Annotated in this window: 21 protein-coding genes; 3 read left to right on the forward strand and 18 right to left on the reverse strand. The window is 59.3% G+C overall.

Annotated elements, in window-relative coordinates; genetic code table 11:
• Positions 1–141: 141 nt before the first annotated feature.
• Complete coding sequence (locus ASE80_RS27130) at positions 142–927, reverse strand: TatD family hydrolase (RefSeq protein ID WP_056861636.1); 786 nt, start codon at positions 925–927, stop codon at positions 142–144.
• 63 nt (positions 928–990) lie between these two features.
• Positions 991–1,980 carry a DNA polymerase III subunit delta' gene (locus tag ASE80_RS27135; RefSeq protein ID WP_056861637.1) on the reverse strand — a complete coding sequence of 330 codons (990 nt, stop codon included), beginning with the start codon at positions 1,978–1,980 and terminating at the stop codon, positions 991–993.
• Positions 1,981–2,210: 230 nt separating this feature from the next.
• Here ASE80_RS27135 and ASE80_RS27140 point away from each other — a divergent pair, with 230 nt between their 5' ends.
• Positions 2,211–2,987 (forward strand): deoxynucleotide monophosphate kinase family protein, encoded by a 777-nt coding sequence (locus ASE80_RS27140; RefSeq protein WP_056861638.1) that lies wholly within the window; start codon positions 2,211–2,213, stop codon positions 2,985–2,987.
• A gap of 47 nt (positions 2,988–3,034) precedes the next feature.
• Here ASE80_RS27140 and ASE80_RS27145 read toward each other — a convergent pair whose 3' ends face one another.
• The 11 genes from ASE80_RS27145 to ASE80_RS27195 form a co-directional block, all read right to left on the reverse strand.
• Positions 3,035–3,904, reverse strand: a complete 870-nt coding sequence (locus tag ASE80_RS27145; protein WP_056861639.1) for an HNH endonuclease — start codon at positions 3,902–3,904, stop codon at positions 3,035–3,037.
• The gene (locus ASE80_RS27150) at positions 3,904–5,421 is read right to left on the reverse strand and encodes an AAA family ATPase (RefSeq protein ID WP_082463688.1); all 1,518 of its coding nucleotides are present in this window, start codon (positions 5,419–5,421) and stop codon (positions 3,904–3,906) included. Before ASE80_RS27150 ends, ASE80_RS27145 begins: the two co-directional genes overlap by 1 nt.
• 245 nt (positions 5,422–5,666) lie before the next feature.
• Positions 5,667–6,803 (reverse strand): endolytic transglycosylase MltG, encoded by a 1,137-nt coding sequence (mltG, locus tag ASE80_RS27155; RefSeq protein ID WP_056861641.1) that lies wholly within the window; start codon positions 6,801–6,803, stop codon positions 5,667–5,669.
• A gap of 1 nt (position 6,804) precedes the next feature.
• Positions 6,805–7,620, reverse strand: coding sequence for an aminodeoxychorismate lyase (pabC, locus tag ASE80_RS27160; protein WP_056861642.1), 816 nt, complete (start codon positions 7,618–7,620; stop codon positions 6,805–6,807).
• Positions 7,620–8,864, reverse strand: a complete 1,245-nt coding sequence (fabF, locus tag ASE80_RS27165) for a beta-ketoacyl-ACP synthase II (RefSeq protein WP_056861643.1) — start codon at positions 8,862–8,864, stop codon at positions 7,620–7,622. Before fabF ends, pabC begins: the two co-directional genes overlap by 1 nt.
• 128 nt (positions 8,865–8,992) lie before the next feature.
• The gene (gene acpP / locus ASE80_RS27170) at positions 8,993–9,229 is read right to left on the reverse strand and encodes an acyl carrier protein (protein ID WP_016973676.1); all 237 of its coding nucleotides are present in this window, start codon (positions 9,227–9,229) and stop codon (positions 8,993–8,995) included.
• A 192-nt stretch (positions 9,230–9,421) separates the two neighbouring features.
• Complete coding sequence (gene fabG, locus ASE80_RS27175; protein WP_015885432.1) at positions 9,422–10,165, reverse strand: 3-oxoacyl-ACP reductase FabG; 744 nt, start codon at positions 10,163–10,165, stop codon at positions 9,422–9,424.
• Between the two features lie 21 nt (positions 10,166–10,186).
• Positions 10,187–11,125, reverse strand: a complete 939-nt coding sequence (gene fabD / locus ASE80_RS27180) for an ACP S-malonyltransferase (protein WP_056861644.1) — start codon at positions 11,123–11,125, stop codon at positions 10,187–10,189.
• 126 nt (positions 11,126–11,251) lie between these two features.
• Positions 11,252–12,262, reverse strand: coding sequence for a phosphate acyltransferase PlsX (plsX, locus tag ASE80_RS27185; RefSeq protein WP_082463689.1), 1,011 nt, complete (start codon positions 12,260–12,262; stop codon positions 11,252–11,254).
• 4 nt (positions 12,263–12,266) lie between these two features.
• Positions 12,267–12,449 (reverse strand): 50S ribosomal protein L32, encoded by a 183-nt coding sequence (gene rpmF / locus ASE80_RS27190; RefSeq protein ID WP_008152339.1) that lies wholly within the window; start codon positions 12,447–12,449, stop codon positions 12,267–12,269.
• A gap of 13 nt (positions 12,450–12,462) precedes the next feature.
• Positions 12,463–12,993 carry a YceD family protein gene (locus ASE80_RS27195; RefSeq protein WP_005790551.1) on the reverse strand — a complete coding sequence of 177 codons (531 nt, stop codon included), beginning with the start codon at positions 12,991–12,993 and terminating at the stop codon, positions 12,463–12,465.
• A gap of 105 nt (positions 12,994–13,098) precedes the next feature.
• Between ASE80_RS27195 and ASE80_RS27200 the strand changes: the two genes are divergently transcribed.
• Positions 13,099–13,677 carry a Maf family protein gene (locus ASE80_RS27200; protein ID WP_056861646.1) on the forward strand — a complete coding sequence of 193 codons (579 nt, stop codon included), beginning with the start codon at positions 13,099–13,101 and terminating at the stop codon, positions 13,675–13,677.
• Positions 13,678–13,812: 135 nt separating this feature from the next.
• Here ASE80_RS27200 and ASE80_RS27205 read toward each other — a convergent pair whose 3' ends face one another.
• From ASE80_RS27205 to rluC, 3 genes are read right to left on the reverse strand one after another with little or no spacing between them, the layout of a single operon-like run.
• On the reverse strand, positions 13,813–14,796 hold the full coding sequence (locus tag ASE80_RS27205; protein ID WP_056861647.1) for a S49 family peptidase: 984 nt from the start codon (positions 14,794–14,796) through the stop codon (positions 13,813–13,815).
• A gap of 24 nt (positions 14,797–14,820) precedes the next feature.
• Positions 14,821–15,480, reverse strand: coding sequence for an HAD-IA family hydrolase (locus ASE80_RS27210; RefSeq protein WP_056861648.1), 660 nt, complete (start codon positions 15,478–15,480; stop codon positions 14,821–14,823).
• The gene (rluC, locus tag ASE80_RS27215; RefSeq protein WP_056861649.1) at positions 15,467–16,426 is read right to left on the reverse strand and encodes a 23S rRNA pseudouridine(955/2504/2580) synthase RluC; all 960 of its coding nucleotides are present in this window, start codon (positions 16,424–16,426) and stop codon (positions 15,467–15,469) included. Before rluC ends, ASE80_RS27210 begins: the two co-directional genes overlap by 14 nt.
• Positions 16,427–17,182: 756 nt before the next feature.
• Here rluC and rne point away from each other — a divergent pair.
• Positions 17,183–20,398 (forward strand): ribonuclease E, encoded by a 3,216-nt coding sequence (rne, locus tag ASE80_RS27220; protein ID WP_056861650.1) that lies wholly within the window; start codon positions 17,183–17,185, stop codon positions 20,396–20,398.
• 172 nt (positions 20,399–20,570) lie between these two features.
• On the opposite strand, the gene ASE80_RS27225 is transcribed toward rne, so the two are convergent.
• Entirely contained in the window at positions 20,571–21,158 is a 588-nt protein-coding gene (locus ASE80_RS27225; RefSeq protein ID WP_056861651.1) for a nucleotidyltransferase family protein, read from the reverse strand.
• Positions 21,158–22,144, reverse strand: a complete 987-nt coding sequence (locus tag ASE80_RS27230; protein ID WP_056861652.1) for an XdhC family protein — start codon at positions 22,142–22,144, stop codon at positions 21,158–21,160. The genes ASE80_RS27225 and ASE80_RS27230 overlap by 1 nt, the downstream gene beginning before the upstream one ends.
• Between the last annotated feature and the right edge of the window lie 130 nt (positions 22,145–22,274).

The following is a 22,274-nucleotide window of genomic DNA, read 5'->3' on the forward strand; positions in this document are numbered from 1 at the left end:
GAATTGTCGGCGCGGCATCTCCCCCAAGTGACGCGTCGACCTGGGTACCGACGGACTGTGTGCCCTTGTTTTACTCCTAATGGTCTTAGCCCGGATTCACCCCCCAGAACCCGGGTTTTTTTTGCCTGCGATTTGACCGCCTCAACCGGCCACGTGGGCCAGCGGGAACAGACGCTTGAAGTTCTCGGTGGTCTGTTCGGCAAAGCGCTCAACGGATTCACCGCGCAGCATCGCCAGGTAATCGGCCACATCACGCACGTATTCCGGCAGGTTCGGCTTGCCGCGATGGGGAATCGGCGCCAGGTAAGGCGAATCGGTTTCCACCAGCAGGCGGTCGACCGGCACCTGGCGCGCCACGTCGCGCAAGGCGTCGGCGTTGCGGAAGGTGACGATGCCCGACAGGGAGATATAGAAGCCCAGGTCCAGCGCGGCCTTGGCCATATCCCAGTCTTCGGTGAAGCAATGCAGCACGCCGGCCTGGGGCAAGGCCGCTTCGCGCAACAGCGTAAGGGTGTCAGCGCGGGCGCCTCGGGTGTGGACGATCACCGGTTTGCCGGTCTGCTGGGCGGCTTGCAGGTGCAGGCGGAAGGAGGCTTGCTGCAATTGCGCGGCTTCAGGCTCGTAGTGGTAATCCAGGCCGGTTTCGCCAATCGCCACCACACGTGGGTGATTGAGCTCAGCCAACAGCCAATCCAGGGCCGGCGCTTCACCCGGCTTGAGGTCCAGCGGGTGGATGCCGACCGAACAATCGACATCGGCATAGCGATCAGCCAAGGCTTTGACGTCGGCGGCGTTGTCGGCGCTCACGCCGATGCACAGAAAGTGCCCTACCCCACGCTGGCGTGCCGCTTCCAGGGCGGCATCGAGGGAGCCGCCGTGCTGGGCAAGGTCGAGGCGATCAAGGTGGCAGTGGGAATCTACGAGCATAGGAAAGTACGACTTAATTCATGGGAAGTGTCTGGCCGACGATACACCCGTCGGCCACGAAAATTAACGCCTGCCGAGCAAGCCGACCCATTGCACCAGCAGTGCTTCGAGCAACAGCACGCGGTTGAGGTTGGCCTTGCCGAGGACTTTCTGGCGCTGGGCCAGGATCCAGTCCTGAATGTTAAGCACCTTGTCCTGCGCACTTTTTTGCGCCAGGTACTGCACCACTTTGCGCATATCCGGCAGGCCCAGGCCGTTTTCGTCCTGGGTCAACTGGTAGCGCAGGATCAGGCTCGACCAGTCGCAGAACCAGTCGAACAGCAGCAGCAACGGAATATCCTTCCAGGCGCCTTCGGCCAGTTGCGTGGCGGATTGTTCCTGTTTGAGCAGCTTCTTGACGCCGTCCACCACCTGCGCCCTTTGCTCACGCACGCCTTGGGCCTGCAGCTTCACCGCCGCCAGGGGTGAACCGGCAGCCAGGGTCAGCAACTCGACCCGCTCGTCGGCAGAACATTCCGGCAGCGCCTGCGCCAGCCATTGCAGGCTCATGGCCTCGCTCGGCAGCGGACAGGCCTGCTGCACGCAACGGCTGCGGATAGTCGGCAGCAAACGGCTGGACTGATGGCTGACCAGCAACAGCACGGTGTCGCCCGACGGCTCTTCCAGGCTCTTGAGCAAGGCGTTGGCGGCGTTGATGTTCATCGCCTCCACCGGCTCGATCAGTACCACCTTGCGCCCGCCCATCTGCGCGGTCTGCACCACGAAGCTGACAAGGTCACGCACCTGGTCGACCTTGATCGCCTTGTCGGCCTCTTCAGGTGCGAGCAGGTAGTTGTCGGGGTGGCTGCCGGCCTTGAGCAGCAGGCAGGATTTGCACTCACCGCAGGCTTGCAGGTTGACCGGTTGCTTGCACAGCAGGCTGGCCATCAGGCGCTCGGCCAGGGCGCGCTTGCCGATGCCGATGGGGCCGTGCAGCAAATAGGCATGGGCATGCTGGGCGCGCCCGGCCAATTGCTGCCATAGGCTGTCCTGCCACGGGTAGGCTTCAGCCACGGGCGCGCTCCAGGAACAGGTCGTGTCCACCGTACTGGCAGGCATAGGTCAAATCGTGTTTTCCCTTCGCTAAAAACCTAAACAACGTGTGGTATGTTCCTTTGAGGAAAACGTAAACCATAGCAATGGCCCATAAACTAAAGGGTTAGAGCAGAAACCGAGAGACCGTAGTGAGAACAATCATTGGCCTAGCAGCACTCGCCAGATCCGGAAAAGACACAGTGGCATCCATGTTGCTGACCCATCCCCACGTCACAGCGTTTGCCTTGGCTGACCCGCTCAAGGTGGGATGCCAAGCTCTGTTCGGACTTACCGATGCTGAAACCTGGAACGACGATCTCAAAGAGAAGCCAATAGCGCTGTGGGGCAAATCCCCGCGCGAATTCTTCCAGGCAGTCGGTACTGAATGGATGCGGCATCATAACCCAGAGCACTGGTTAATGAGAGCCGAGCAGGAGATTAATCGGTCGGTCGATCGCACAGCCGACGCTGTCGACGGTGCAGCGCTTGCTGGCGAAGACGCGCCTTTCGCCTTGGCGGCCCAGGCATTCTTTGACTTCACAGCCGCACAGGTGAGCGACCCTGTGCAGTTGGACACGCTGGACACACAGTGGGGTCTCACGCCGCGCAGTGCGATCAACTTGCTCAAACACCATGCTCATGCGGCATATCCCGACTTTGAGCAGTTGCGAAGCCAGCGCCCGGTGACTGCGTTGAAACATCGTAGCCAGATCCCGGCGGATGCCAGGACCATCATCATCAAGGACATCCGCTTCGAAAATGAAGCTGCCTTTTTGCGTAGCCACAACGGGAAGATCTGGCATATCAAGCGCCCTGATCTGCCAAAAGTTAAGGCTCACTCTTCTGAGCATGGCATTGTGCAAGCAGCGGAAGATGTGTTGATTCTAAACAATCAGGGCCTTGAGGAACTGCGGGCTGCTGTGGAAAAAGCCTGGAGCGACCAACTAGCGTTCCAGGCTGAGCAATCCCATCAGTTGCAGGCCTGACACCTGACGGCCCTGTAATTAAGCCGCATCGACGACGGCGATGCGGCTTACAAGGCCTCTAAACTGTTCTCGATCGACGCCTGCGCTCGATCGATGTCGAATGACTCTTCGCCCACCACCGACATCAGCAACTCTTCAAACTTTGCAATCGCGTCAACACTGCCGCCGGTTACATAATCCAGCCACAACTGCACAATCTCGACCGCGACTTCCTGGTTCACCTCCAGAGCCAGTACCAGCGCGTCAATCGCATGATTGCGGCTGATCAGCCCATCATTGATATCAGCAGCCATCACCATCGCCGCGCTTCTAAGGTTCTCAGACTGCTTCGCCCTTATAAGGGCCCGCGCCGAAAAACGCGATGCAAGCACACTTGCCTGATCGAGCTTACAGACCTTGATGACGACTTCTCCCTGGGTACTCAGCTGAGTGTAGGTCCAGTTATCACTGCGCTCGATATGCTGTGAGTAGTGATGCACATAAGGATAAAACCACAATATAGAATTGGCTGCGGGATAGTCATCGCCCACCAACTGGACAGTTCGATTGAGTAACGGATCAAAGTTTTTTTTGTACGAGTTACAAATCTTGCACGCCACAATAATATTCAAAGGCTCATAGGTAAACTGCGGATACCCAAACGTGTGTTGCCGCTCCTCAAATTCATTGCTTTGCCCTTTGACCTCAGAGCAGTTTTCGGTTGCAGACTTGGGGAATATATGATCAAGCTCTCGATGACCGACTTCATCAAGATCAATCAAGCCCTGACAATAAGCACAACGGAAGTTTTGTAATTCCAGCAAACGCGTGCGAAAACTTACAACATCGGCGTTTGACGACCACGCCTTTCCCTGGTGCCTTCGCACCGCCTTGAGCAGTGCCTCGTCCAAGTCGTCGGGCGAAATCGTTTCAAACATCAATTATTCTCCCGAGCCATAAAACGCGACTCAAGGTCTTTGATGATACTTGCCAGAACATTTCTGAGCGGGTCTGCAAGCGGTAACGAATTTAAATCCAGAGTAAGTTCTCGTTTAAAGACGTCATACTCATCATTTCCGATAATTTTCCTGCTCCGAATCAGCGCGAGCGCAATGTCGGCCATGCGCGTAAACGAAGGCGCACGCGAAGACGTCAACCCAAAAGCCTCCTCGTACACATCCGAAGCTCTCCACCCGAATGTACTGCCGGCCGGTTCCGACCTGACTACCTGCTGACCTTTCTCATTGACGCCATGATCAATCAGGGCTTCAACCCCACCCCATTGCGGGTCGACACCCGACGCAATCATAGGTGAATGTGTCACCACGATAGCCTGCGAACCCGGGAACTCGCGAAGAATACTATTTAAAACTGGAACATACTTCTGCTGCCATATCGGATGCAGGCTGTTTTCTGGTTCATCCACCAGCACAAGGCTGTTTTTATCGATGTGGGCACACAACCCTGCAAACCCCGCAATCCATCCCCACTGTCCGGAGCTCAAATCTTCACCGGACAATTGAATGTCGTCACCAGTGACCGTATTGCTGGGGGATGACGAGTCGGAACTAACATTACATTTTAAGAACGTAACCTTATCAATTTCGATCAAACCCATACGTATAAACGTTTCTAACTCATCCAGCCCCCAGTCGTGCCAAGGGTTCGTTACAAAGCCAATAACACCGTCTTCAAACCGTAACGCTGGGCGCTCACTTTCGCTGTTAAACCACCTTAACAACTTGAAAATACCATTAATCCGAAAATCAAAATGGGCAATACGCATTAATACTGCCCTTATCCTTGGCGCATGCTCTTCGATGGGCGCACTCTCAAGATAGTCCGACACGATCTTTTTGGCATAGTCCTCAATCACATCTTTCGCCATGTGCTGAACATGCACCCTAGCACTCAGCCAGGTTTTATAATGCGATAATAAGGTTTTCCCCAACCTTAAAGAAATACCTAATTCCGCTCTAAACCCAATACTATTGAAAACACTCTCGAACAGGTGCTTTCCATTCCCGCTCGGATCAGAATTTAAAAACAGAGCGGCCATCAGCGTACGCTGACTTTGGCTAATGCCCGCCATGCCATTGGTTGCTCTTTGCCCGAGATACAAAAAGCGCTTGCCCTCAATTTTTTTCTGAACACCCAGCGCCATATTTCGAGTTCTCGGGAAACGATCCAGAGGTGTTCCAGAAATACATATCAATGACTGGGGAACCGATCTCTCCCACCCGGAAGGCGAAATATCCAGTTTACGGCGCTTGGCATCCGCGTCCGTCCCTCCGCCCAGAGCAGCTTCCAGAATTTGCCGTAAAAAGTAACTCTTTCTGCTGCCGTTCTTGCCAATCAACACTGATATCCATGTTCCAAATGTTGAATCCGGATCAGAACGAAGCGTTACTTCCGCATCCAGTGACGCATTTGAAACAGTGAAAGAGTTCAGCATAAAAAGCGCTCACTATCGAAGATATGAAAATATGACAAGCATCGGAGTGTCTGAACGAAGCTCGGAGCTTAACCACGCCTGCTGGTGACAGACCACCCGCGCCAGGCGCGAGGGTTTGTAACGCAAATGCATGCGCAAGTTGGGCCTGGATCGAGCGTGTCGATCCAGGTCACTTAAAGTCTGTTCTGATTCAGAAATGGCTCCTTGCCAGTCTTACAACGCTGTCCTTAGCTGGGGGGGGGGGGTCATTGCGGATTTTGTGGTGCCGTCGCTTCTGACGCAGGCTCGGCGGGTTTTTCAACCGGCGCGGCATCGGTCGGCGGCGTCGCATCTTCCGGCGGTTTTACCGCCGGTGCCGGGCTGGAGCGATAATCGGCGCGGCGCTTGAGTTGGAACTCACGCACGGCGGCATTATGCGCATCCAGGTCATCGGAGAAAATATGGCTGCCATCGCCTCGGGCGACGAAGTACAGGCTACTGCCGGCCACCGGGTTCAACGCCGCATGGATCGCCTCGCGGCCGACCATGGCGATTGGCGTCGGCGGCAGGCCGGCAATCATGTAGGTGTTATAGGGATTGGCTTCCTTGAGGTGCGCGCGGGTCAGCTTGCCGGTGTAGCGCTCGCCCAGGCCGTAGATCACCGTAGGGTCGGTCTGCAGCAGCATGCCGATTTTCAAGCGACGCACGAACACGCCGGCGATCTGCCCGCGCTCTTGCGGCACACCGGTTTCCTTTTCTACCAGGGAGGCCATGATCAGGGCCTGGTAAGGGTCGGTGTACGGCGCATCGGCGGCGCGCTGGCTCCATTCCTGGGCCAGTACCTCGTCCAGGCGGTTGTAGGCTTTTTTCAGGAATTCGACATCGGTCATGCCGCGCACGAAGCGATAGGTGTCAGGAAAGAACCGCCCTTCGGGAAATACGCCAGGGTGGCCGAGCTTATCCATCACTTCGCCGTCGCTCAGGCCCGACAGGGTCTGCACGATCTTTTCGTGTTTGGCCAACGCTGAACGCACCTGACGAAAGTTCCAGCCTTCCACCAACGTCAGGCTGTATTGCACCACTTCGCCGCGCTGCCACAGGCCGATCAGGCCTTCGGCCGTGAGGCCTGGGGTCATGCGGTATTCGCCGCTGTGCAGCGGCTGGCCGTCGAGGTTGAAGCGCCAGTAGAGGCGCAACCAGAAGGCGCCCTCCAGCACGCCTTCGGTTTCAAGGCGATTGAAGGTGCCCGTCGGGGTCGCCCCGGCGGGAACATCGAGCAATTGTTCCTGGGTCAGATTCAGGGGCTGCTTCAGCGCAGAGTCGAGCTTCCAGGCTGAAAAGCCCAGTAGCAAGCCTGCCGAGACCAGGCCGATCTGCAGCAGTAAAACCAGTTTTCGTATCAACTCAAAATCCCAATAGCGCGCGAACAATGCCCTGCAGTTTACGGGTGAGCGGCCCAACCGACCAGCTCATCCCGGCGCAACCACGTACGGGCCAAATGCCATAAACGCTGTTGCACACGAAAACTTCGTCGGCCTGTTGCAACTGGTCCATGCTGATGTCGGCCACGGCCACCGGGATGCCCAGGGTTTGCGCCTGCGCCAGAATCTCCGCGCGCATGACGCCGGCAACCCCGCAACGATTCAGATCAGCGGTTAGTAACAAGCCATTGCGCACCAGGAACAGGTTGCTGAACACGCCTTCGATGACGCGACCGGACCTGTCCAGCATCAAGCCTTCGGCATGTTCGGTATCCTGCCATTCGGCGCGGGCGATCACTTGTTCAAGACGATTCAGGTGCTTGAGGCCCGCCAGCAAAGGCTGCTCGGCCAAGCGTGTGGCGCACGCAAACAGGCGAATGCCATCGGTTGCATGGGCCAGGGGATAAGCAGCGGGCGGATTGCCCTGCAAGATACGGCGCACAGGGACGCCAGGGTTGATGCCATAGCCGCGCAGGCTGTCGCCACGGGTGAGGATCAATTTGAGTACGCCATTACCCATGGCAGCGGCGTAAGCCAGCACTTCGCTGCGGATCAGGGTTTGATCCGCAATCAAGGCGAGGCGCCTGCACCCCTCTTCAAGGCGTTGCAGGTGACGGTCGAGCAGCACCGGTTGCCCGGCCTTGACGGCGATGGTCTCAAACAGGCCATCGCCATACGCCAGGCCACGATCTTTCAGGGGCACGCTGTCCGCTGGCTGACCGTCGACCCAGCTGTGCATCACTCGGCGAACCGGCGGAACACCAGGGAACCGTTGGTGCCACCGAAACCGAACGAGTTGGAGATCACCACGTCGATCGGCATCGGTTGCGCTTCGTGAGGCACGAAGTTGAGGTCGCAGCCCTCGTCCGGTTCATCGAGGTTGATGGTCGGCGGAGCGACCTGATCCTTGATGGCCATGACGCTGAAGATCGCCTCGACCGCGCCCGCCGCACCCAACAGGTGGCCGGTCATGGACTTGGTGGAACTGACCGCCAGCTTGTAGGCGTGCTCACCGAACACCGACTTGATGGCTTCGGCTTCCGCCAGGTCGCCCGTCGGGGTCGATGTGCCGTGAGCATTGATGTACTGCACCTGGTTGGCGTTGACCTTCGCATCGCGCAAGGCGTTGGTGATGCAACGTGCAGCACCGGCACCGTCAGACGGCGGCGAGGTCATGTGGTACGCGTCACCGCTCATACCGAAGCCGATCAGCTCGGCGTAAATAGTGGCACCGCGCGCCTTGGCGTGCTCCAGCTCCTCGAGTACCAGCGCACCAGCACCGTCAGCCAGTACAAAGCCGTCACGGCCCTTGTCCCACGGACGGCTGGCCCGGGTCGGCTCGTCATTGCGCGTCGACAGCGCACGGGACGCGCCGAAGCCGCCCATGCCGAGGCCGCAGGCGGCCATCTCGGCGCCACCGGCGATCATCACGTCGGCTTCGTCATAGGCGATATTACGCGCCGCCATGCCGATGCAATGCGTGCCGGTGGTGCACGCCGTGGCAATGGCGTAGTTGGGGCCCTGTGCGCCCAGATGGATCGACAGGAAACCGGAAATCATATTGATGATCGAGCCCGGCACGAAGAACGGCGAAATTCGACGGGGGCCGGAATCGTGCAGCGTGCGGCTGGTTTCTTCGATATTGGTCAAACCGCCAATACCCGAACCCATGGCCACGCCGATGCGCTCACGGTTGGCGTCGGTGACTTCCAGGCCGGCATTACGCACCGCCTGAAAACCGGCTGCCAGGCCGTATTGAATGAACAGGTCGAGCTTGCGGGATTCTTTGACCGAGAGATATTCCTCGACATTGAAGCCCTTTACCGAGCCGCCAAAACGGGTGGAATAGGCAGAAAGGTCCGTGTGTTCGATCAGACCAATACCACTGTGGCCAGCCAGAATGCCCTGCCAACTGCTCGGCACATCTGTACCCAGTGGCGACAACATACCCATACCGGTGACTACGACGCGTCTACGCGACACAGCACTCTCCTTTTTCTAATGACGACACTTTGCTTCGCAGCTTATTTTTCATCACCGCTTAAAGAAAAAACCGCACGCCGTTACAGCAGTGCGGTTTTTCCCTGACAGCAAGCGACGACTACAAACTATTACGCCTGGTGGGCAGTAACGTAGTCGATAGCAGCTTGAACAGTAGTGATTTTTTCAGCTTCTTCGTCCGGGATTTCGGTCTCGAATTCCTCTTCCAGAGCCATCACCAGCTCAACGGTGTCAAGGGAATCGGCACCCAGGTCTTCAACGAAGGAAGCGGAGTTGGTCACTTCTTCTTCTTTAACGCCCAGTTGCTCGGCAACGATTTTCTTGACGCGCTCTTCGATGGTGCTCATACCTTGTTTAACTCCTAATGGACAAATTCAGGCAGCTGGCCAGTGGGTAAGTGTATAGAAAGCCTTTTCAGTTTTTCAACTGAAAGCTTCACCCTCGTACCCGACCGGCCACCTGCCTATAAATTAAGTTGCAGCTTTATAACGGATTTTAGACAGCTCGTATGACATTTTTTTGAAGCGATCCGTCACAATTTAACTCATGTACATCCCGCCGTTCACCGGGATTGTAGCCCCAGTCACGTATGCCGCACCGTCGGATGCCAGGAAAGTGACCACATTTGCGATCTCTTGAGCCTGGCCCAGACGGCCCAGCGGAATCTGGGTCAGCAACGCTTCACGCTGTGCTTCCGGCAGTTCGCGGGTCATATCGGTGTCGATGAACCCTGGGGCCACCGAGTTGACCGTAATCGAACGCGAACCGACTTCACGGGCCAATGCACGGCTGAAACCCTCCAGACCGGCCTTGGCCGCTGCATAGTTTACTTGGCCTGCGTTGCCCATGGCACCCACTACGGAGCCAATATTGATAATTCGGCCCCAACGCGCCTTGGTCATGCCGCGCAAAACACCCTTGGACAGGCGAAACAGACTGTTCAGGTTGGTATCGACCACGTCGTACCACTCGTCGTCTTTCATGCGCATCATCAGGTTGTCACGGGTGATACCGGCGTTGTTCACCAGAATAGCCGGTGCACCGAACTGTGCAGTGATCTCAGCCAGCACAGCAGCAACAGATTCATCGCTGGTCACATTCAGCTCAAGACCGGTGCCTTGCACGCCGTTTTCCTTCAAGGTCGCAGCAATACGCTCAGCGCCCGAAGCGGAAGTGGCGGTGCCGATCACAACGGCGCCTTGACGGCCCAGTTCCAGGGCGATCGCCTGGCCAATGCCACGGCTTGCGCCAGTAACCAGTGCAACTTTACCTTGCAGACTCATGCAGGCTTCTCCTAAAGGGTTTCAGGCCAGTGCCGCACGCGCGGCAGCGAAGGCATCCGGGGTATTGAGGTTGGCAGTCGACACGCCATCGGCGCAGCGCTTGTTCAGGCCGGCCAGGACTTTGCCCGGGCCGCACTCGACCAACTCAGTGGCACCATTGGCAGCCAGGGTCTGTACCGACTCAACCCAGCGTACCGGCTTGTAAAGCTGCTCCAGCAGGTCGCGCTTGAGGGTGTCGAGGTCGGCGGCAACGGCCGCACTGACGTTCTGCACCAGCGGGATCTGCGGCGCCTGCCAATTGATGGCGGCGATGGACTCGGCAAAGCGCTCGGCAGCCGGGCGCATCAGCTCGCAGTGCGACGGCACGCTCACCGGCAACGGCAAGGCGCGTTTGGCACCACGGGCCTTGCAGCCCTCAATGGCGCGATCGACAGCGGCCTTGGCGCCGGCGATGACCACCTGGCCCGGGGAATTGAAGTTCACCGCGCTGACCACTTCGCCCTGGGCCGCTTCGGCGCAGGCTTGGATCACCACAGCGTCGTCCAGGCCGAGGATAGCGGCCATGCCGCCCTGCCCGGCTGGAACAGCTTCCTGCATCAGCTGACCACGGCGCTCGACCAGCTTGACCGCTTCAGCGAGGGTCAGGCTACCGGCGGCCACCAAGGCGCTGTACTCGCCCAGGCTGTGACCGGCCACGTAAGCCGGGCGCGCGCCGCCTTCGGCCAGCCACAAGCGCCACAGGGCGATCGAGGCGGTCAGGATCGCCGGCTGGGTTTTATCGGTTTGATTGAGTTGCTCTTCCGGCCCTTGCTGGGTCAGTGCCCACAGGTCGTAACCCAGGGCATCGGAAGCTTCCTTGAAGGTTTCCAGGATCAGCGGATGTTGCGCGCCCAGCTCGGCCAACATACCGAGGGACTGCGAACCCTGCCCTGGAAAGACGAATGCGAGGGATGTAGACATGTAACAAGCCCCTAATGATCTGGTCGTCAAAAATGCTCGCACCGACGGTGGGCGCGAACGAAACTGACAGATTGGATGGTCAATTGAACTGGCCGGTCACATTTAAGCACTCCCGGGCCGATTCGCCTAAGGCAACAGATCCTCAAGACGCCCGTGCAAACGTTGCGGCAGGTTTTCCTGGATCTCGATCAACGCTCGCGCAATCGCACTTTGAAAGCCCTGCACACCGGCCGAGCCGTGGCTTTTTACCACAATGCCCTGCAGCCCCAGAAAACTCGCGCCATTATGCCGTGCTGGCGCAAGGTCTGCCTGCAGGCGGCGCATCAACGGTAACGCCAGCGCGCCGACCATGCGTGAGGCCAGGTTCTGCTTGAACAAGGCTTCGATACGCGTGGCGATCATGGTCGCCAGGCCTTCGCTGGACTTGAGCAGGATATTGCCGACAAACCCGTCGCACACCACCACATCCGCCTCGCCCCGATACAAGCCGTCACCTTCGACAAAACCGATGTAGTTCAAGCCCCGCGCACCTTGCAACAAGGTGGCAGCCAGCTTGACCTGCTGGTTGCCCTTGATGTCCTCGGTGCCGATATTGAGCAACGCCACGCGCGGCCGGGCCACACCCAACGCCTCAGCGGCCACTGAGCCCATCACCGCGAACTGGAGCAGGTGCTCGGCACTGCAATCGACGTTTGCACCCAGGTCCAGCAGTTGGCAATAGCCTTTCTGCGTCGGAATCGCCGCAACCATGGCCGGCCGATCAATCCCCGGCAACGTCTTGAGCACATGCCGCGACAACGCCATCAACGCCCCGGTATTGCCGGCACTGACACAGGCTTGCACCTTGCCATCACGCAACAACTCAAGGGCCACCCGCATTGAAGAGTCGGGCTTGCCACGCAAGGCTGCCGCGGGCTTTTCGTCCATGCCGATGGTTTCGCTGGCCGCAGTAACGGTCAGGCGCGCGCGATCCACCGCCGGATGGCTGGCAATCAGTTCTTCAAGTAGGGAATGTTGACCGACGAGGGTCAGGTGCAGCGAGGGCGTAGCGGACAGGCTGGCAATGCAAGCCTGAACAATGCTGCGGGGACCGAAGTCCCCGCCCATTGCGTCAATCGCGATGACTTGAGCAGACAAGTGATTACTCGTCAGCGCCCTTGTCGATCACTTTACGGCCACGGTATACGCCTTCTGGCGATACGTGGTGACGCAGGTGAATTTCACCGGTGGTTTTTTCTACGGACAGAGTGCTTGCCGTCAGGGCATCGTGCGAACGACGCATGTCACGGGCAGAGCGGGATTTTTTGTTCTGCTGAACAGCCATAATTGATTAACTCCTAAACGTTTGGGTCACGCTTTAACTGCGCCAATACACTGAACGGGTTGGACCGCGTTACCTCGTCCTCGCTCGGCTCGGCCTCGTCATCAAGGCCCTCCGGCTGCTGGCATTCTTCCGGATGATGAGCAGGCACAATGGGCAAGGCGAGCAAAAGCTCCTCCTCGATCAGTGCATGCAGATCCAATGGATCTTCGCCCAGTTCCAGCACGTCATAACCTTTCGGCAACGACTGGGTATTCGCACCCTCTTTCACCACAGCATAACTGCATTCGCTGTGGATCGGCAGGGTGACCAGCTCAAGACAACGCTGGCAAACCATTTTGACTTCGGTGTCGATAAAGCTGTGGATTACCACAGACTTACGTTCATCTCGTTCAAAAACGAATTTAGCCTGCACCGTACCGACAGTGTCGGAAAGCGGGTCGCAGAGTCTCTCCAAATCGGCCAGCAGCACTTCACCTTGAAGGGTGGTGCCACGATCAGCCAATTTGCGCGGGTCAACGTGAGGTGGAATCGGGTCATTCAACATAGGCGCAGCATTATAGGGATGCACCCAGCCATGTCAAAGGAAATTCAGCCCTGTGCGTCAGCTGGTCGCCCCGCTAGAATCGACGGCTGCCTCGAGGAGACACCCATGCTGCCTTTATTACTCGCTTCCAGCTCGGTTTATCGCCGGGAATTGCTGGCCCGCCTGCACCTACCGTTCATCTGCAGCTCGCCGGATATCGACGAAAGCCATCGCGCAAATGAATCGGCGGTTGAGCTGGTCAAGCGCCTGGCGCAAGAGAAAGCCCGCGCCCTCGCCGCCAGTCATCCAGGGCATTTGATTATCGGCTCCGATCAGGTGGCCGCACTCGATGGCCGCATTATCGGCAAACCCCACACCTTTGAAAACGCCCGCGAGCAATTACTGGCCGCCAGCGGCAAACGGGTGAGTTTTTTGACCGGCCTGGCACTGCTCAACAGTGAGACGGGCCACTGCCAGGTAGATTGTGTGCCATTTACCGTACAGATGCGCGCATTGGACATGGAACGCATTGAGCGTTATCTGCGCATCGAACAGCCTTATGACTGCGCAGGCAGCTTCAAGGCCGAAGGGCTGGGTGTGAGCCTGTTCCAGAGCACCGAAGGGCCGGATGCGACCAGCCTGGTCGGCCTGCCGCTGATTCGACTGGTGGATATGCTGCTGGCTGAAGGCGTGCAAATCCCCTAGGCCCACCCCAAAACAAAATGTGGGAGCTGGCTTGCCTGCGATAGCGGTGGATCAGTCGACATTAAAAGTGACTGGCCCACCGCTATCGCAGGCAAGCCAGCTCCCACATTTTTGAACTACGACGAAGCTGAGATTTCAGCGCAGTGTCGGGCCTTGGAAGCCCATGTAGTAGGCCAGCTTCTCCGCCACACTGGCACCCAGCTTCTTGGAGAAGCGATCAAACGGCGATTCCTGGACAGTGAAGTCCACCAGTTCCTTCTCGCCAATCACATCGCGCGCCACGGAACTGGCACTGCCCAGACCGTCGATCAAACCCAACGGCAGTGCCTGCTCACCGGACCACACCAGGCCGGAGAACAGCTCAGGATGGTCCTTGTCCTTCAGACGATCGCCACGCCCCTGTTTAACGCTGGCGATGAACTGACGATGGGTGGTGTCAAGCACGCCCTGCCAGAACTGGGTTTCATCGGCCTTTTGTGGCTGGAACGGATCGAGGAACGACTTGTGCTCACCCGAGGTGTAGGTGCGACGCTCCACCCCCAACTTCTCCATGGTGCCGACAAAGCCGTAACCGGCCGCTGTCACACCAATGGAACCCACGAGACTGGCCTTGTCGGCATAGATCTGGTCAGCGGCGCTGGCGATGTAATAGGCTCCCGAGGCGCCCAGGTCAGAAATCACCGCGTACAGCTTGATGTCCGGGTGCAGGCCGCGCAGACGGCGAATCTCGTCATACACATAGCCAGACTGCACAGGGCTGCCGCCCGGGCTGTTGATGCGCAGGATCACGCCCTTGACCTTGGGGTCTTCGAACGCAGCTCGCAGGCCGCCGACGATATTATCGGCGCTGGCGGACTCCTTGTCGGCAATCACCCCGCGCACGTCGATCAAGGCGGTGTAGTTGTTGCCACGGGTCGCGCTTTTTTCCATGTCCATCAGCGGGCTGAACAAGGCCAGCATGGCGATAAGCCAGATAAACGTCAGCAACTTGAAGAAAATCCCCCAGCGACGCGCACGGCGTTGCTCCTGGACACTGGCCAGCAGGGTCTTCTCCAACAGCTTCCAGCTTTTATCATCACCGCTTTCGGCCTTTTCGGGCGCTTTCCACTCGTCACTCATGCCATTAACCCCAGCAAAGACTTATCAGGCCCGACTGAGCCAGGCCTGCAGTTCAGAAAAATGATCAATCGTCAGCCTGGGCTCGTATGCCTGCAAGGCTTCGGCAGCCTGGGCACCGTAGCTGACCGCCACGCTGTCCATGCCGGCATTGCGCGCCATCATCAGGTCGAAGGAAGCGTCACCCACCATCAACGCCTGACGCGGCGCTACACCGCAATGCGCCAGGATCTGCTCCAGCATCAGAGGGTGAGGTTTGCTAGCGGTTTCATCCGCTGCACGGGTGATATCGAAATAATCTTCAAACCCGTGGGCCTTGAGCACCCGATCCAGCCCGCGACGGGCCTTGCCGGTGGCCACGGCCAGGTGATAACCCTCGGCGCGAAACGCCTCCAGAGCTTGCTTTACGCCGTCAAACAGCGGCGAAGGCGTGGCCTCCAGCGCTATGTAGTGATCGGCGTAATGGTCGCGAAAGGTCACCAGCTCTGCGTCGCTGATCCGGGGGTACAAGGTACGGATCGCCTCGGGCAGGCCCAGGCCGATAATGCCTTTTACCGCCAGATCCGTGCACAACTCGAAGCCCGAACGGGTCGACGCCGCGTGCATTGAGTCGACGATGCGCCCAATGGAATTGCACAGCGTGCCGTCCCAATCAAAAATCAGCAGCTTGTAATCAGGGTGCGACACTCAAACGCTCCACGGTCTTGGCCCACATTTCATCGACCGGCGCCTGCAACTTCAGCTCGCCGCCATCGGGCAGCGGTACGGTGAGCATGTAAGCGTGCAGGAACAGGCGCTTGCCGCCCAGGTCACGAATTTCCCTGGAGAAATCCTCATCGCCGTACTTGGTGTCGCCGGCGATGCAGTGGCCCGCGTGCAGGGTGTGCACACGAATCTGGTGGGTACGCCCGGTCACCGGCTTGGCCTCGACCATCGTGGCGAAGTCACCGAAGCGGCGCAGCACCTTGAACAGGGTCAGGGCTTCTTTGCCCTCCTCGTCCACTTCGACCATGCGCTCGCCGGAGCGCAGGTTGCTCTTCTGCAGCGGCGCACGCACGCTCTTGATGGAGCTGGCCCAGTTGCCACGCACCAGTGCCATGTAGCGCTTGTCCACGCCATCGCCACGCAAGGCGGTGTGCAGGTGACGCAACATGCTGCGTTTTTTGGCGATCATCAGCAGGCCGGAGGTGTCGCGGTCCAAGCGGTGGACCAGTTCCAGCTCCTTGGCATCGGGTCGCAACTGACGAAAGGCTTCGATCACCCCGAACGTCAGGCCACTGCCGCCGTGAACCGCAATGCCGCAAGGCTTGTTGATCACGATCAGCTTGTTGTCTTCGAAGACAATCGACGCTTCCAGGCGCTGCAACAGGCCTTGGGCCAATGGCACCGGCTCGTCACGCTCAGGCACGCGCACCGGCGGCACACGGACGATATCGCCCGCCTGCAGCTTGTACTCGGGCTTGATCCGGCCTTTGTTCACGCGCACTTCACCTTTACGCAAGATGCGGTAAATCAAGGTCTTGGGCACGCCTTTGAGCCTGGCCAGGAGAAAATTGTCGATGCGTTGGCCGGCATATTCCGGCGAGACCTCGAGCAGCTGGACGCTGGGGGTCTGGGGGGCGGTAGTCGTCATGGCGGCGATGATAACAATTTTTTATGGAATTGAAGCACTTAATCATTGCTGCTATAGTCGCGAACGCCGCCAAAAGCGGCCTGGACAGAGGACTTGCGGCAAACTGCCGGCCCTGACCATCGCAATTCATCAGGACGCGAGGCCGTCCTACGGGGCTTTCGCCACCTTGGAAGGCTCGAGATTGTAACAAGCGCAGGTGACATGAGGCCTGAAGCGAGTGCAGAAAGCAGAGTGAATACTCGCGTTCTGCGCCGATATTTACGGCCAGTTCACAAAGTGCAGTCAGTCTTGAGCCAGACCACGGCGAATGCTTCGGAAACAACGCCTGTTAAGAGCTGAGTGAGAGCGCAGTCGCCCACACCTAGTCTTGTTTAGCCATGAGCGTGGACTCCCCATTGGAGTACACGGTAAATGCCAACCCGCTGCGGATTCTGCGCGCGGCAGCACCCGAATTATCAGGGATACGTGTAGGGTGGAGATGCACAACCGTCGGACCGTGTAGCATTAGGCTTATAAGACGCTTCATCTCGTCCACAGTCGCCGGTTGATTCCTCCTCCTGACCTTAGCTTTTGTTGAAGTGGTGCCTTTGTCACCACCGCTAACAAGCAGGACGCGTCCGTCGCGATACCGGCCCAATTGGCTCGTTATTGCTGGACACTGGAGTGGCCAACCACTCTTGACGCACCTGACACCGACCGTGAGAAGTCGTGTGTGCCGAACGCCGTTTCCGGCAGCCCGGAAACCGACGGTACAACATGAAAAGAATGCTGATTAACGCAACTCAACCCGAAGAGTTGCGTGTTGCACTGGTAGATGGCCAACGCCTCTATGACCTGGATATCGAATCCGGTGCGCGCGAGCAAAAGAAGGCCAACATCTATAAAGGCCGTATTACTCGCATCGAACCAAGCCTTGAGGCTGCCTTTGTCGATTTCGGCTCCGAGCGCCACGGCTTCCTGCCCCTCAAAGAAATCTCCCGCGAATACTTCAAGAAAGCCCCCGAAGGCCGCGTGAACATCAAGGACGTCCTGAGCGAAGGCCAGGAAGTCATCGTTCAGGTCGAAAAAGAAGAACGTGGCAACAAGGGCGCTGCCCTGACCACCTTCATCTCCCTGGCCGGCCGCTACCTGGTGCTGATGCCGAACAACCCGCGTGCCGGCGGCATTTCCCGTCGCATCGAAGGCGAAGAACGCAACGAACTGCGTGAAGCGCTGAACGGCCTGATCGCCCCTGCCGACATGGGTCTTATCGTGCGCACTGCAGGCCTGGGCCGCAGCAGCGAAGAAATGCAGTGGGACCTCGACTACCTGCTGCAACTGTGGACCGCTATCAAAGAAGCCTCCCTGGATCGTTCCGCGCCATTCCTGATCTACCAGGAAAGCAACGTGATCATCCGCGCCATCCGCGACTACCTGCGCCAGGACATCGGCGAAGTGCTGATCGACAGCGTTGAAGCCCAGGACGAAGCCCTGACCTTCATTCGCCAGGTGATGCCGCAGTACGCCAGCAAGATCAAGCTGTACGAAGACAGCGTTCCGCTGTTCAACCGTTTCCAGATCGAAAGCCAGATCGAGACCGCCTTCCAGCGCGTGGTCGAACTGCCTTCCGGCGGCTCCATCGTGATCGACCCGACCGAAGCCCTGGTGTCCATCGACATCAACTCGGCGCGTGCCACCAAAGGCAGCGACATCGAAGAAACCGCGCTGCAGACCAACCTGGAAGCAGCCGAAGAAATCGCCCGCCAACTGCGCCTGCGTGATATCGGCGGCCTGATCGTGATCGACTTCATCGACATGACCCCGGCCAAGAACCAGCGCGCCGTGGAAGAAAAAGTCCGCGAATGCCTGGAAGCTGACCGTGCCCGCGTACAGGTTGGCCGTATCTCGCGCTTCGGCCTGCTGGAAATGTCCCGTCAGCGCCTGCGTCCTTCCCTGGGCGAGAGCAGCGGCATCGTCTGCCCGCGTTGCAATGGCACCGGCATCATCCGTGACGTTGAATCGCTGTCCCTGGCGATCCTGCGCCTGATCGAAGAAGAAGCCCTGAAAGACCGCACCGCCGAAGTCCGCGCGCAAGTGCCGATCCCGGTTGCCGCGTTCCTGCTTAACGAAAAACGCAACTCGATCACCAAGATCGAACTGCGCACCCGTGCCCGCATCGTCATCCTGCCGAACGATCACCTCGAGACGCCGCACTTCGAAGTGCAACGCCTGCGTGATGACAGCCCGGAAGCCCACAGTGGCCAGTCCAGCTACGAAATCGCCGCTGCCGCTGCCGAAGTGGAAGAAGTCCAGCCAGCCGCTGCGACCCGTACTCTGGTTCGCCAGGAAGCCGCCGTGAAGACGGCACCGGCGCGTGCCAACGCACCGGTCCCGGCTGAAGTCGCTGCACCGGTTGCCGCACCGGCCGCCCTGCCTGAGCCAAGCCTGTTCAAAGGCCTGGTGAAGTCGCTGGTCAGCCTGTTCGCCAGCAAAGAAGAGCCTGCTGCGCCGGTTGTGGTTGAAAAGCCTGCTACCGAACGCCCGGCACGTAACGAAGAACGTCGCAACGGCCGTCAACAGAGCCGTAACCGCAACGGTCGCCGTGACGAGGAGCGCAAGCCGCGCGAAGAACGTGCACCGCGTGAAGAACGCGCGCCACGCGAAGAGCGTGCACCTCGTGAAGAACGTGCACCTCGCGAAGCCCGTGAAGAGACCCCAACCGTAGCCCGTGAAGAACGTGCACCGCGCGAAGAGCGCGCACCCCGCACTCCGCGTGCCCCGCGTGAAGACCGCAAGCCACGTGGCGAGCGTGAAGAACGTGTGCGTGAACTGCGCGAGCCGCTGGACGCCGCACCGGCAGTCGCTGCCGTCGCTGCCGAAGCCGCCAGCGAAGAACGCCCGGCCCGCCAGCCGCGTGAAGAACGCGCCCCACGTGAAGAGCGCCAGCCGCGCCCACCGCGTGAAGAGCGTCAACCACGTGCCGAGCAAGCCGCTGCCACCAGCGAAGAAGAAGTGCTGACCGGTGAAGAGCAACTGCAGGAAGACGGTCAGGACAACGCCGAAGGCGATCGTCCACGCCGCCGCTCCCGTGGCCAGCGTCGTCGCAGCAACCGTCGTGAGCGTCAGCGTGATGCCAACGGCAATGTGATCGAAGGCTCGGAAGAGACCGGCGAGAACGGCGAAGCGGCCACCGCAGAGCCAACGGGCGCCGAACTGGCTGCAGGCCTGGCGGTGACCGCCGCCGTTGCCAGCAGCGTGATCAGCGCACCGGCTGAAGCCCAGGCGCATGAGCAAGCTGAACGCGCTACCGCTGCTGTTGAAGAAACAGCGACTGTAGAAGCGCCGGTTGTTGAAACGCCAGTCGTCGAAGCCACTACCCCGATCGAAGCCCCAGTGGTTCCGGAAGTGGAAGTTGCCTCGCCAGTACGCGAAGTGCGTGAAGTGCGCGACGTTCAGCCAGAAGTCGAAGTGGCTGCCGTAGAGCCTGCACCGGTTGCCGAGCCTCAGCCAGTGGTTGAAGCCGTAGTTGAAGCGCCGGTTGTCGAAGAAGCTGCCCCGGCAGTGCGTGAAGTTCGCGAAGAACAGACCGCCTTCCAGTGGACTGCCGAACCCGCTGCACCGGTTGAAGCGCCAGCACCTGCCCCTGTGGTAGAAGAAGCGCCTGCACCGGTTGCCGAAGTGGTTGCCGAGCCAACTCCAGTGGTTGAGCCTGCACCCGTGGTTGAAGCGCCCGTAGTTGTTGAAGCCCCCGTGGTTGCCGAAGTCGCAGCGCCCGTGGTTGAAGCCGCGCCTGCCAGTGCCCTGACCGAAAACGGCCGTGCGCCGAACGACCCACGTGAAGTGCGTCGTCGTCGCAAGGAAGCTGAAGCCGCCGCTGCTGCAGCCGCTGCCGCACCGGCTGCCGAAGCGTTCGAGGCACCAGCCCCGGTTGTTGAAGCCGTGGTTGAGCACAAGGCCCTGGAAGAAGAGCACGAGCCTAAACCCCTCGTCTGATTCCATCGGCCACTAAAAAGCCCCGCCTGAGTGATCAGGCGGGGCTTTTTTATGCGGTTTGGAAGCAGCAGGAGATCGAATGTGGGAGCGGGCTTGCTCGCGAATGCAGAGTGTCAGCCAATAAATCTGGTGGCTGATGCACCGCTTTCGCGGGCAAGCCCGGCTCCCACAGTTAGTCTGTGCTGAAACTTAGCATCTGCGGTACGTCCACATCCCACAGCACACCGGGATCCTCCACCGGCACTTCCCGCACCACAGCCTTGGTAAATAACGGCTTTGCACCCCGATCACCGCTCAACGCCATCAGTCGCGGCCCAAGCGCCCGGCCAAAAGCCACTGGATGCCCGTACTTACCCGCCTGCACCGGCACACTGATGCCCTCGTCCTGGACCGCATCAATCACCCGCTCAAGGGTCGACGGCTGAATAAACGGCATATCCCCCAACACCACCAACCAGCCATCCGCCGAAGCACTGGCTGCGACGGCCGCCGCGATGCTGTCGCCCATACCTGGCGAGTCCAGCAGCAAGACTTCACAGCCATATGCCTTGGCCAAGCGAATAACGGCCAGGCGATCCGCCGAAGTGACCAGCCAACGCCGTACCACGCGCGCCGGCAAATTCAACAGCACCTGCTCGATCACTGGCCGCATTACGCCGTCAAGCCCGATGCAATCCGCCAGCAACTTGTCTTGATCAGCACCGGCCGCAGCGCGAAAGCGACTGCCCTGCCCCGCCGCCAGCACAATCGCCGCCACCATTACTCAGCTTCCACCGGCAACGGTTTCTTCTGCATCGGTGCCACACCATTCTTGATCGCGACAATTTCCGCCATCAGTGACAGAGCAATTTCCGCCGGCGTATGACTGCCGATATGCAGACCGATCGGCCCATGCAGACGCGCGATCGCCTCCGCCGACAACCCCAGCGCCGCCAGGGTTTCCCGGCGCTTCTGCGTATTGACCCGCGAACCGAGGGCGCCAATGTAGAACGCCGATGAATTCAGCGCCGTCAGCAGCGCCATATCATCCAATCGAGGGTCGTGCGTCAGGCAGACGATGGCCGTGCGCTCATCCGTCTGGATATTCAGCACCGCCTCATCCGGCATGCCGGGCACGAAGCGGCCATGCTGCTCTTCCCAGCCGTAGACGAATTCTTCACGCGGGTCGCAGATCAGCACTTCGAAATCCAGCAGGCGCGCCATTTCAGCCACGTAGCGCGACAGCTGCCCGGCGCCGATCAGCAGCAAACGCCAACGCGGGCCGTAGATGGCCCGCAGGCGCTCGCCATCAAAGGTCACGACATCGGTCTTGGCCGCGCCGCTCAAGGTGACCTTGCCACTGCTCAGGTCCAGCTCACGCGCGACAATCTGATGGTCTTCACAGCGCGCCAGCAATTGCGCGACCCAGCCGAACTCATCCACGCGCTCCTCAGTCAGGCGCAACGTGCCGCCGCACGGCAGGCCAAAACGCGCCGCCTCATCGCGGGTGACGCCGTAGGTCACCAACTGCACCGGCGGGCCGTCCTCCGGCAAGCGGCCGTCCTGCAAGCGCGCGATCAAGTCGTCCTCGATGCAACCGCCCGACACCGAGCCGATCACCACACCATCGCCACGCAAGGCCAGCATCGCTCCCGGCGGGCGTGGCGCGCTGCCCCAGGTCTGAACCACGCTGTACAACACTACTCGGTGCCCGGCACGGCGCCATTCGAGCACACTGCGCAGGACATTCAGATCCACACTGTCCATCAGGTCTCCTACAGCGGATGAAGTATTTACTTACTTTAAAGCAAGCAAAACCCCAAGCGCCACGTCAGAAACGCAAACGCCCCGAACCAGTCGGGGCGTTTGCAGGCTTTGGGTGTTGTTCACACCCTGG

Origin of the sequence: Pseudomonas sp. Leaf15, from assembly GCF_001421425.1 — a bacterium.
In the GTDB taxonomy this organism is placed as follows: Bacteria; Pseudomonadota; Gammaproteobacteria; order Pseudomonadales; family Pseudomonadaceae; genus Aquipseudomonas; species Aquipseudomonas salomonii.